General features: G+C 31.4%; 11 protein-coding genes and 1 pseudogene. 1 reads left to right on the top strand and 11 read right to left on the bottom strand.

Features of this window, described 5'->3' with window-relative positions; genetic code table 11:
* Window positions 1–672, top strand: a pseudogene (locus CYP77_RS08050) (hypothetical protein); the annotation flags it as partial.
* A gap of 77 nt (window positions 673–749) precedes the next feature.
* On the opposite strand, the gene CYP77_RS08045 reads toward CYP77_RS08050, so the two are convergent.
* The 11 genes from CYP77_RS08045 to CYP77_RS10045 form a co-directional block, all read right to left on the bottom strand.
* Window positions 750–1,019, bottom strand: coding sequence for a hypothetical protein (locus tag CYP77_RS08045; protein WP_103568041.1), 270 nt, complete (start codon window positions 1,017–1,019; stop codon window positions 750–752).
* Complete coding sequence (locus CYP77_RS08040) at window positions 1,019–1,834, bottom strand: nucleotidyl transferase AbiEii/AbiGii toxin family protein (protein WP_103568040.1); 816 nt, start codon at window positions 1,832–1,834, stop codon at window positions 1,019–1,021. The genes CYP77_RS08045 and CYP77_RS08040 overlap by 1 nt, the downstream gene beginning before the upstream one ends.
* A complete protein-coding gene (locus tag CYP77_RS10220; protein WP_103568039.1) occupies window positions 1,828–2,214 on the bottom strand; it encodes a hypothetical protein in 387 nt (128 codons plus the stop codon). The genes CYP77_RS08040 and CYP77_RS10220 overlap by 7 nt, the downstream gene beginning before the upstream one ends.
* Window positions 2,215–2,297: 83 nt before the next feature.
* The gene (locus CYP77_RS08030) at window positions 2,298–2,960 is read right to left on the bottom strand and encodes an AAA family ATPase (RefSeq protein ID WP_103568038.1); all 663 of its coding nucleotides are present in this window, start codon (window positions 2,958–2,960) and stop codon (window positions 2,298–2,300) included.
* Between the two features lie 21 nt (window positions 2,961–2,981).
* Window positions 2,982–3,281 (bottom strand): hypothetical protein, encoded by a 300-nt coding sequence (locus tag CYP77_RS08025; RefSeq protein WP_103568037.1) that lies wholly within the window; start codon window positions 3,279–3,281, stop codon window positions 2,982–2,984.
* Window positions 3,282–3,342: 61 nt separating this feature from the next.
* Window positions 3,343–4,053: a hypothetical protein gene (locus CYP77_RS08020; protein ID WP_103568036.1), complete on the bottom strand. Its 711-nt coding sequence runs from the start codon at window positions 4,051–4,053 to the stop codon at window positions 3,343–3,345.
* A 202-nt stretch (window positions 4,054–4,255) separates the two neighbouring features.
* The gene (locus tag CYP77_RS08015) at window positions 4,256–10,024 is read right to left on the bottom strand and encodes an SNF2-related protein (protein ID WP_103568035.1); all 5,769 of its coding nucleotides are present in this window, start codon (window positions 10,022–10,024) and stop codon (window positions 4,256–4,258) included.
* A 145-nt stretch (window positions 10,025–10,169) separates the two neighbouring features.
* Window positions 10,170–10,352, bottom strand: a complete 183-nt coding sequence (locus CYP77_RS08010) for a hypothetical protein (RefSeq protein WP_103599735.1) — start codon at window positions 10,350–10,352, stop codon at window positions 10,170–10,172.
* Window positions 10,349–11,353 carry a toprim domain-containing protein gene (locus CYP77_RS08005; RefSeq protein ID WP_103568033.1) on the bottom strand — a complete coding sequence of 335 codons (1,005 nt, stop codon included), beginning with the start codon at window positions 11,351–11,353 and terminating at the stop codon, window positions 10,349–10,351. The genes CYP77_RS08010 and CYP77_RS08005 overlap by 4 nt, the downstream gene beginning before the upstream one ends.
* Window positions 11,350–11,850 (bottom strand): lytic transglycosylase domain-containing protein, encoded by a 501-nt coding sequence (locus tag CYP77_RS08000; RefSeq protein ID WP_103568032.1) that lies wholly within the window; start codon window positions 11,848–11,850, stop codon window positions 11,350–11,352. Before CYP77_RS08000 ends, CYP77_RS08005 begins: the two co-directional genes overlap by 4 nt.
* The coding region (locus CYP77_RS10045) for a hypothetical protein (RefSeq protein ID WP_181001961.1) at window positions 11,847–12,297 on the bottom strand (451 nt) is incomplete at its 5' end. The genes CYP77_RS08000 and CYP77_RS10045, both read right to left, overlap by 4 nt.

The following is a 12,297-nucleotide window of genomic DNA, read 5'->3' as shown; positions in this document are numbered from 1 at the left end:
GATTTGGATATGATGCGTGATGAGTTTGCAAAGAATTTAACCGATTTGGGATATAAAGCAACAAATTTTTCTTATAAAAATAAGAAATTTTCTAAGAATAAATTTCCAGACGTTTGGGATGGACATAAGCCGCATCATTACAAGATAACTGGATATGGTGAAGCAAAATATAATTTTTCACTAGATGAGCATACCGAAGAGTCGTATTATGTTAAATTTGAGACAAGTAAAGGGAAAGAAACTATTCTTTGGGGCAAGCATTTAAGGCAGTTAATGGAAGATTATAATATTACAAATGGAGATTATGCTAGGTTTGCAGTAACTGCTCAGGAACCGATTGTAAAGAAAATTTATGATAAAAAAACTAAACAATGGTGCGAAAAAACTCTTTATAGGAATGTGTGGGATTGTTCTGTAGAAGGAAAGAGAGAAGTTGAATTGACTCCCCTCAGTGAAGCTGAAAAGAAAAAGACTGAATATAAAATTCTTTCCAGAAGTGACACAAAAGTTGTTGCTCCATCCTCGCAAACAAAAGATGTTAATCCAAAACAAAATAAAACTGACTCAAGCAAAGCTCAAATTTTACAAGCCAGACAAAAGGTTGTAGAAAATACAACAAATATTGATAGCAAAAAAACTAATAGTCTTAATAAAAAAGATTTTAACAGATAGACACATCTGCTTGTTGTCTTTGGGGATTGTTTTAATTATCTCTATTTCTTTACGGTATAGCCATAACCTACATGTGGTCATGCTAAAATCTTCAATTTTAGATACCCAGACAAGCTCATAAACTGAGCTTTTGCTTCATTTTCTAGTCTTTCTTTCTCGCTTGGCATAAGATATATTGCAACCGAGACCGGTTTTTCACCTGTTTTTTTGGGGCGTCCAGCATTGCTTTTTTTCTTTTCATTACTATCTGCAGCACCAGAGTTTATAAATTCTTCCACATTGCTGCTTGCTGCAATGTTGGCATTGTTTACAAATGCAAATCCATTTTTCTTATCCAATATTCCCATTATCTTTCCTTTTCATTTGTATTCTTGGTTTCTTTTATTTTTATGACTCCACTTTCTACTTTTTTGACATATGCTATACCAAGTCTAGACAGAACAGCTTTTGAACTATCATTTTGCTGTTTTTGAGATTGTGTTGTATCTCTTTGTATTGCTGGCTCTAGCAGAGTATTGATGCGCCTTAATACATCTTGAGTATAGGTATCAGTTATGTGAATTTTGTCTTGTGATATAAGTTTATGTTGCAAACTTTCATCTTTTAAAAGTAAATTTAGTTCATCCTCGCCACAGTAAAAGATCTTTTCTCGTATCCCAAAAAGATTTTCTTTGCTAAATTTGTCAGGATAAGTTTGTAGTAGATATCCTAGATCATAAAAATCTCGAATTTTATCTCTGCCACTAAAAGCAACTCCTTTCATTTTTATAAGCTCATCCACGCAATAGACGTTAACACCATTTATATTTTCAAAATTTAAAGTCTTGGATCTCAGTAGATCTTTGTTTCTGCTACTAACTTCTATTTTTAATGGATAGCTGCCGTAATGAGAAGTTGCACCATAATCTATCATTGCTCTAAAAACAGTGTCGGTATCTTTTTTAATATTTATATTCCAATTACTAAAATCTTTATGGCGCTTTAGCTTGTTTATAAAATTCATATTGTTGGTTGTGCAATCCAAATCAATGTCTTCTGAATATCTATTTAGCCCATAATATAAACTAAGTGCCGTTCCACCTTTTAAAACAAAGGTATCCCCAAGATATGGCAAAATTTCTTTTATAAGTTTAACTCTGTCTTTTTGGTATTGCTCTAGCATCTTTTATCCTTAAAATATAGCTTTGTTAATTCAAATTTCATAAAATCATCAACTTTTTTGTTTTTATTTATAAGCTTTAAATAGTTGAAAAGCTCGCTTTCCTCGTTATCATCCAAGTAATCTTGCACGCAGTTCTTGAGACCAGCTGTTTCGCCTTTATAGACTAAATCAGCTATCGCTCTTGCATAATTTGCTACATACTCTTCTTTATCAAGCATCTTTACATATCGCCTTTGTATCCCCAAAGAACCTAAAATTTCATTATTCTCATAAGTTTTTATATTGTTTTTATTGGCAAAATAAAGCAGTGGATGCCAATCGGCGATTGAACCATCAAGCCTAGGTATATTTAAAGCTTCCCAGCCAGATATATATGCCATTATTTTTTTCTTCCTTTGATTTTAGCCTTTTAATTCAATATATTATATTATTTTAAACTTTATAAAATAATATAATATTGTTTTTAATTATTAGCAAAATTGACAAGTTCGTTAAAGAAGCCTTCGAAATCAAGCTTTGCGTTTTCGTTATCTTTACAATATTCGCTCACACCCATTCCTGCTGAAAAGGCATTTCTATATGCTTCACGTTCATAGATTATGCTATTTGCTAGAAAAATATCTTCTAACTTCTTTTCGCTAATATATTCACGTAGTGCTTCTACCTTTTTAGCTAGAAAAGGATTTGGTGAAGCTTTAGAGATAACTATTAGTGCTTTTGAATTCGGATTGTAAATTTTCGCTTGATTAAAAACTAGTATCATTTTGTTCAAAACGGCAATATCAAGATCGCTCGGAATAACTGGGATAATAGCAATATTGCAAACCGCTAACGCTTGTCTCATTTCTTGGCTATCACGTCCACCAGTATCAATTACTACACTATCATACTTTTGCTTTAAGCTTTGTATCTCTTTTAACATCGATGATCCAAGTTTTGAGACAGCATTAAATAGTAGTGGTAAATTTGCATCAGCTCTAATATCAGTAAAAACATCTATACTTCTTTGAGGATCAGCGTCTACTAAAAGAGTGTCATCTTTCATAAGACCTAATTTTATGGCTAAATTTATAGCAATATTTGTTTTTCCGCTACCACCTTTTTCATTGCAGACTGCTATTACCATTTTTTATCCTTTAGACTATGCTTATTGTTTTTTAGTTCCGTATTTCTCGACTAATTTTTCCCATTTACTTGGCTCATTTCCCCATTTTTGAGTCAATCTTGATTTTCTGTCATATGCAGTTTGGCAGTTTTTCATTTGTGTTGTATTTAAATTTGCATTTTTGTTTAACTCGCACCACTGAACCAATTCTACTAGCAATTGTTCATTATCCCTTAAATATTCAAATGTATATTCTTTATCGCCATACTTAGATCCTTCGCCACAACCAATAAGCATGATTGTTGCTGCTGCACCAAGTGCAATTTTGCCTAGTAATCTCATCTTTTTTTCCTTTGTATTAAATTATTTTTTACTATATTAAATTATTTTAAAATTTAATATATTAATAGTCACCATCTGTGACAAACTCATATTCTATTTGCCATTTTCCACCACCAAAGTGTAGATCGTTTTTAACTAATGGACAAGGTAAAAATGCTCCATCTCCTTGTGCTACCATTTCACTAAAACGAGGTAGTTTTTTTTCATCAAAACCATTCTCTAAAGCTTGATTTGAAAACATTAATCCCTCTCTTATTCTTTTTAAGAAATATTTATATCCCAACATATTGTTAAAGCCATGATGACTTAATACCTCATTTTTGGTAGCATTATTTTTTAGCCATTCAATGCTATCCTTTTTAACTAAAATTTGTAACTCAAAAAATTCTTGATACAAGATACCTTCATAAAGAAGTTGTTCTAAATCACTTTTTGCAATTTTTGCGACCTCTTTAAGCGAGTTAGCAAACTTACTGTCGGCAATTTGTCTAAACCATATTAGTGGAATTATCCTACGATTGCCTACGCCTAAAGACTCTTCAATGCCGCCATTACTGCTATAAAAAATTCCCCAAAATATTCTTTGACTAAAAAAATTAGCTAGTGCTTGATCTTGTTTTGCTACTAAGGCTTTTGTTGTGTCAAGCAGTCTTTCGTTTGGATAAAAGCCAAGCTTTTCGATAGCTTCGTCACCGATTTCTTCTATAAGGTGCGTATACCATACTCGAGCTGGAAAACTATTAGGATAATCTTGCGGTTTATTCGGCAGCATCTTTTCTCCTTTGTTTTAAATATAAAAGAATTCTAATATAAAAAAGTTTAAAATAATATTAAATAATATAATATAATTTAATATTGTATATAATTATTTACTTCTAGATTATTGAGAAATTTATTTTTTTTATTGTTTAATACTATATTAAATAATTTATAATTGTATTAAATTATTTAATACAATTATAAAATGTGCCATATTAAAGACTGATGCCAGTATCTATTGATCTGCTTTTTTCTTCTGTTTGTTTGGATAATTTATATTGTGGTTGCGTAAATGCTGGTCGTTCTACTTGATCATTATTGTTTCGCTCTTTTAGCTTTTCAAGCAACTTCTCTTTTTGAATTTTGTCCCAATTTTTATATTCCTCTAGTGCTGAACTTTTAAACTCACTTTTATACTGCCTGTCTACAATCATCTTCTCATTTTCGGAATTACAAATTTCAAGGTCTTTTTGAAGTTTGTTTAAAAGTTCTTGCTTTGGATAAACTTGGTTGCTTGCTAACCATTCTTTTAAAGTAATATTTGATTCTTTTAATTTTTCTAGATCATTTTTATTTTTCTCTAGCCTCTTTTGTAGGGCTTCATCACTTAGGACATTGTTTATTCTTGTAAAAAAGCCTCTAAGGCTAATTTGTTCTCTTGCGCTAATACCTTTTGATATATCGTCATTATATTCAAGAGATCTTGGTTCTAACTCTATATCGTATTCTTTGTTTACGAGCTTAAAAAATATAATATTTCCATTAAATGCTGTATTTGTAACTTCTCCAATAACTTTAAAGCCCTTATATTCTGCAACCTCTCTTGGCGTCTCTTTTTCTGCAAATAGTAAATTTATATTATCTTGCAAGATGTCTGCCATTTGATTTTGCTTTATTTCTATTTCGTTAGTATCTGTGCCATTTTTATCTTTTGGTATATTAAAGTCATACACTATTGGCTCAAAACCACCAGTTGCAATAGAGGCTTTATATTTGTTCATTTTACAAGTAAAGTTTTCGCTTGTATTTTGTTTTACTATATCTTTAATGATATCTATTTTAGGTATTTGCATCTCTATATTAGCCATTCTAATGTTGTTTTTCTCTTGCTCCTCACCATTAGAAAAAACTTGTTCTTTATATCGTTTGAGCTCATTTCTCTCTTTTTTTATAGCTTCATTTAATTCAAACTCTGTAAAGATGAGAGGATTTTCACTGGCGACCGCACGTGCCTCATTTGAATTTAATAAATCCTCCTCAAAGCCATTTAAACTACGTTCTCCGACGACACCTCTTCTGAAATTTAATATAGCCTCGTTCTTTTTGCTCTGTAACTCCCAGTTCCTTTCATCAAACGTTCCAGGAGTAATATGTCTAAATTCTTTGATTATAAAGTTTTCTGGGTCGTTCTCATAAAAGAGATTACCTTGTCTAATCGCTCTTCCATTGCTTTGTGTTATATCACTTGGTCTCCATGGACAATCTATGTGGTGAAGTGCTGTGATGCGTCTTTGGACATTTACTCCTGTTCCCATTTTTGCACGGCTGCCCAAAAGAACTCTAACTTCACCATCATTAACTTTTTTAAAAAGATCCGCTTTTTCTTCGTTGCTAACCGCATCATGTATAAATGCTATTTGTTCTCTTGGTATTCCTTTATCAACTAGCTTTTTATAAATATCTCCATAAAGAAAAAATCTACTATCATCAAATTCATCCTTTTTTAGAACCTCTCCATTTTCATCAAGATCATCTACTGATACCTCGCTGTTTTCTAAAGTATCATTTATGTTCTCGAATTCATCAACATATTCTGTTTTTTGCTCTTCTCTAGCTAATATCTCGTCTAGTTTTAAGTTAAATGATTTATCACTAGTGCTTTTTGGTGTTCCAACATCTAAGAATACAAGCTGAGTCCCCTTTTTATCACCCCATGTTTGCCATTCTTTAAATATCTCATTAACCGCGATATTTATTTTAGAATTTGGGTAATCAGGGGCTGTTGGATCTATTAGTCTAAAATCAATACTTGCTTTTTTTGCGTCGTTTGTTACTTTTAGTGGGTTATCGATACTTGGATCATATCCTCCACCTTCCATACTAATAAGTCGCCCAGTAATTGAGTATCTAGGGTAAATTCCATTTTCATCAGCTTCCCCTATATAATCTGATATACGTTTAGATTTTTCACTTTTTACGTAAATCACTTCTTTATTTGGAACAAATGTCTTTGAAAAGGCTTTAATATCATCATTTGTGATAGTGTCTGTTGTTTGGCTTAGTATATTTGATAGCTCAGGTAAGTTTGTAAGTGATGAAAACCTTGCTTCCATTTTTATGCGACCACTAGCATCTCTTACAGGGGCAATGTCAATACCAGCAAAATTACTAGCCCAATTTGAAAAGCTATCTATGCCTAAATTTTCAAGCTCTTTTGGCTGCAAATATCTCTGCATATTATAAATTTCGCTAAGTGAGTTTGATACTGGAGTTCCAGTTAAAAACATTACTTTACCATCTTTTTTGTCGTTAATATAGGTAGTAAGTGCAAGCATATTTAATGCTCTCTTGCTTGAAGTATTAGCTCCTTTGCCTTTTGCATTCATCGGAGAGATTACGCCTAAATTTTTAAAGTTATGTGCCTCATCAACCACTATACTATCAACACCAAGCATTGAAAAATCCATTGTCTTGGATTTTGCTTTATCATCAAATAGTTTTTCCACTTTTTTTTCAACTCTAGCTATCATTTTTTCAACTTGACGTGCAGAACGTCTGTTTGTTGATTCATCACGTTCCTCGTAATATCTAAGAGCTTCTTTTAGCTCATAAATTTCTTTGTCAAGTATCTTTTTTTGTGTTTCAAAAGGAACTGGTAGTTTTTCTACTTGTGTATATTTTATAACAACGGCATCCCAGTCATTATTTGCTACTTTAGCCAAAAACTCGTCTCTTTCTTTTGGACTTAAAGAGTTTTCGTCTGCCACTAGCACATTAGCGTTAGGAAATGCATCAAAAATACTTTGATCCCATTGGGTTACAAGATTGTTTGGAACGATGATTAGAGGTTTTTTTACAAGCCCAAGCTCTTTTTGCTTCATAACAGCAGCTATTGCTGCATATGTTTTGCCAGCCCCAACTTCGTGATCAAGTAAAATATTTTTTTGAACCATGCTTCTAAAAATAGCATCTTTTTGGTGCTTTCTAAGTTTTATATTGCCATCAAGCCCTAAAATTTCTAAACCATCTCCATTAAATTTGGCTTTAACGTAGCAGTTAAATTTGTCGTTGTAAATACGTTCTAGTTCTTTTGCTCTAGCTCGGTCGCTATATATCCATTCATTAAATTTGCTTTTTAGCATTTCAACTTTCGCATTTGCTTCAGCTGTTTTTTCTGGATTTATTACTTGTTTAAAGACTATGTTGCCTTCTTTATCTCTCTTAATATTACCTTCTTTATCTAGCAAAGGCTCATTTGTTTTTTCCATAATCTTTATAGGTGTATTATTTAGAGCACTTTCTATAATGTCATATACGCTTTTATTGTTACCTACATTTTGGTGTATTTCATAATTTCCATTAATTAGTCTTTGTGTGGTAAGTCCTTTGACTTCAACGGAATAGTTATAAGTTGCATATTGTGAAAGATGATATTTATCTCCGTCTATTTGCCAGCCCATGGAACCTAAATTTTGAAGTTTCCATGCATCATTATTATAGTTTGATGTCTTTAGCTCGTTCTTTAAAAAATCATCATAGTATTTTATTGGTATCCAAGAACTGCCAAACCTCGTGTCTATATCAACAAAGCTAATATCTTGTGGTATGACCTTGCTAAGTTCTTCTATATTGTTTTGCATTAAGTCCGCATAAATGTCTTGTAGATTTTTTGCTAATTTTAATTTTTCCTTGACATTTCCACTAAGATAAATTGGAGTGAAAATTAGCTCTCTTTCGCCTTTTGATAATTTTTCTGGATCGTAAAAAGCCAGTTTTTCTGCAATAATTTGATCTTCGACTTCGATATTTGATTTTCCTAGTTTTTTTGAAATATAGTTTGTATCGATCTTTCCAAACTGATACATGCTTACTAATACACCATCCTTTTCATTGTCAAACAAAATTTCAGGAGTAAAGCCTATTGTTCGGCGAAGTAAAATATTAGCCTTTTCGCAGCTTTCCTTTATGGCTTCTTTGCCATCTCTTGCACGTTCAGGTTTTTTATAGTTTTTTTCTAGAGCTTTGACTTTGCTAAACTCTACATCTAGATTTTTAAATGATGCTGCCTTATTCCCAGATAAAAATCCTTCGCTAATATGATAGTTGTCTAGTAACAAATTAAGCTGTTCTCTTGTTTGTTTTAGTTTTATATCATCGTCTTTAATATCTGTCTGCTCTAGTGCAATGAGCTCTTTGAGTTTATCTCTTAAGGGTATATACTTTTTAATTCTATTTTGGATGGTGGGGCTTAAATCTTCAATTTTTGATGCTCTTATTTCTCCGTTTATCGACGAGGTTATTTTGCAAATTTGATCATTATAGATTAAAAGGCTATTTTCTTTTAAATCCTTAACATAATCATAGGCATCGTCGTAACTTTCTATTGCAAAGTCGATAATAGATGCCGGCTCTCTCCACTTATATACGTTAGCAGGAAGTTGATTTTCTATGAAATTTTCTATTGCTGTATCAAGACTAAAATTTATATCGTCTTTTGGATCATAAAAAATTGCTTTTCCAAATTGCCCATTTCTAAAGACCGGCTTAGCAAGTATGTTTTGGGGATTTTCAATAAAATAATGGTTTATGCTTTGATTTAATTCTGTGCCATCTTGTGCTACTTGAGTTGATTTAATATTGGATATTTCTTTGTTATACTCAGGATGCTTGCCTTTTTGTAGAAAAATGATATCTGTTTCAGCCTCTGTGTGCTTAAAAACATTGTTTGGCAAACGCACTGCACCTAAGAAAGTATGATTTTGCGCTATCTCATCTCTTGCTGAATTGTATTTAGCATCCATAAAGTGACGACTTACTACAAAAGCACTTATTCCATCTTCTTTTAAACTGTATTGTGTGGCTTTTTGTATAAAGAAATTATGGGCTGAACCATATAAATCTTGATGCTTATTATCAAAAAGTGGGACATCTAAAAATGGAGGATTGCCAACAACTGCGTCAAACTGCTCATCATAAGTAAATTTTTCGTAGCCAATGTTATTATTTTTTTGATTCGGATATAAAATTTTGTTCATTTTAATTGTAAGAGGTTCAATATCAAGACCAGTAAAATGAAAATTATCGTTTTTGTTAAACGTAATAAACGAACCATTTCCTACACTAGGCTCTAGAATTTCTTTGTTCAAATCTGCTCTATCGGCATTAATACCAAGTCTTTCGAGACCTTTATACATTGCCGAAACGATATTTTTAGGCGTATAATATGCAGTTAAATTTGAGCGTTTAGCAGCATCATATTCACTTTCGCTAAGTAGCTTTTTGAGCTCTTCTCTTTCATCTTTCCATTTTTCATTGCGTTCATCAAATAGTCCATTTATTCCTCCCCAGCCTGAAAAGTTAGCTATTGTTAGCTGTTGCTCTCTTGTAATATTTAGTTCTATTTCGCCTTTCTTAGCAAGATCTAATTTTGGGTAAATTTCGTTAGTAGTTTTAATTGCTGCAATATTTTTTCTAAATCTATCCTTTTCCCCACCTAGTTCTAGGGCATCGCTTAGTTTTAGGTCCTCAAAGGTATTATTGAATTTTTTTATAGGATTAATTATGGTTTCTTCATTTGGTGTAACATCTGTTGTGTTTATAGTTTCAAATAAGCTATTTTCTATCTCATTTATCTGTGCATCTATATCAATCGTTTTTTCTATAATTGAATTGAGATTACCTCCAAAGTATTCTGGATGAGCATCTGCCATACTAAATAGATCAAGACTATCATATAGATTATTATCATTTTTCTGTTTTGCCATTTAAAATCCTTACAAAAAAATAAAATTTTAAAATAAAATTTTATCTAAATTTATGGCAAATGCCGATTTTTACATACTTTTATAACAATATATTATTATGTGAAATATTAAATATTTTTATACAATATTAAAATATTTAATATTTTTAATAGCCATTCATTTCTTTGTCTTCATTAATAAGCATTCTAATATATGCGGCACGAGTTGGAAAGCATTTTTTATTATAGATATAGTCTAAATATTTTAATTCATCTTCTTCTAAATAAATTACAACCTGTCTTTTCTTTGGTTTATATTGGCTATTATCTTTTTCTTTGTTGTCTGTCATCTATTAATTCCTTGTTTTTTTTCCCTCTCCTTGGCACTAAGTTTTAGAAAATCAGTGAAATCAAATCCTTTCTTTAGCTCTTTTTCTAATCCGTTTTGTTTGAGTATCTTTTCCCATTCTATTATTTCTACAACTTTACAAGAGTTATTTAACTGCTCTTTTAAAGCCTTTGCACCATTTTTCCCTGCCTCGTCATAATCATATGCTACAACAATGTAACTATCTTTTAACATATCAATTTGAATTTGTTTTAAATGAGTGGCAGCACTCCCAAAGCTTATAGCCTTATATCCACGTGACAACATATTTAAGCAGTCTTTTTCACCTTCAGCTATGAATATAGGACTATCATCTCTTGTATATTCTTTTAATGCTTGGATATTAAAGGCGCAGCGTGGTCTATTTTTGCTAAAAGTGTATTTGATATTTAAATTTGGATTATATTTCCAAAGCGTTACGATCTTGCCAGTCTCATTTCTTAATGGCATTACCAACCTATCTTCTTCTTTGGAATAACCTATTTGAAATCTTTGAGCTATTTCTTTACGTTGATTATTGTCACAAACCGGAAGCAGTTTATGTAAAAGTTCTTGATAGCGTGTAAAATTCTCACGCCTTTCATTTTCGTATTTTTTTACTATGTCGTCATCAAGATAATCTATTGTGGGTTCTTCTTTAATTGGTCTAACATTTATAGCTTTTTTATGAATAGCAATATTTGTCTTTTGCCCATGATTTAGATCATGATCTATTTTTAGGTTGTCTAGAATACCTGCTACTTCTAAAAATGCACTTCTTTCATCGCAATTCTTTATTTCCTTATAAAATGCTATTATATCACCCCTAAAACCACTGCCAAAGTCTTTAATATAGCCATTCTTTGGATCAATAGAAGCAGAAGCGGTATGCTCATCTTCTCGCATCCTGAATTTATAGTGGCTATCCACGTCAAAACCAAGATATTCTAAAAAAGCCCTTGTATCATCTTTGTGTAAGTTCATTTAATTACTCTTCTTGCTTGTTTTAAAGTTTTTAAATTTGCAAAAACTTTACGAGAATATGGATTATTTTCAACTTTTCCGTTATAGCAGTTTAGTGCTTTATAATCCCAACCATGTTTATTAATGCAATTTCTTAGTATCATTGCTCCCATTTGAATGTTTGTTTCTGGCTTATATAGGTCATCAATGCTTAAATTTTTAGCTTTTAACGTTGTTTCATGAATTGAATTAATCTGCATCAACCCATAATCTATTGAGCCATTGTTGTTAATATTCTTTGCATTATTGGTAAAGTTACTCTCTGTTTTTGCTATAGCCCAAAGAAGTATCGGAGGGATATTAAACTCTTTGCCAAATTTATAAAAGAGCTTATTGTATCTACTTTCATTAGCATTGGGTATAGCTAAAACATTTGTCGCTATTGTAGATAATGATAATATAATAATAAATAGTTTTTTATAGTATTTTATTGTTTTAAATTGTTTTAAAAATTTCATCTATTAGCGCCTAAGCTCTTTTGATTTGAGTGTTCCATAACTTTTTCTTTTGGAAGTTTTATTGCACCACTTTTGACCTTTTCTGTGTATGCCTTACCTAATCTATTTATTACCTCTTTGTTGTTTTGTGCCGATACAATATTATTTATATGTTTACCTATACCAGATATGCCAGCAACACGATTTAAATTTTGAGTAAAAGCTGTAATACTTTCATCTCCTATGCTTTCAGCTAATGCTGCAGTTGCTTCTATGCCACCTTTTAAACATTTTTCAAAATTATCAATTGTTGCAGGATTTTTAAAATTTAATCCTTTGCCTCTTTCTTTGTTTTGTTCTTCATTTTGATCTAAAATTAGATCGTTTGTTTCAGTGGATTTTATAAAAATTTTATTAGCTATTTTGCTAACACTACCTATGCCACAATCATTGCAACCTATCTTTACT

It is taken from the genome of Campylobacter concisus, assembly GCF_002913865.1.
Lineage (GTDB): Bacteria > Campylobacterota > Campylobacteria > Campylobacterales > Campylobacteraceae > Campylobacter_A > Campylobacter_A concisus_AM.
Note: the sequence above shows the minus strand (reverse complement) of the source record. Positions and strands in the feature narration are given on the sequence as shown.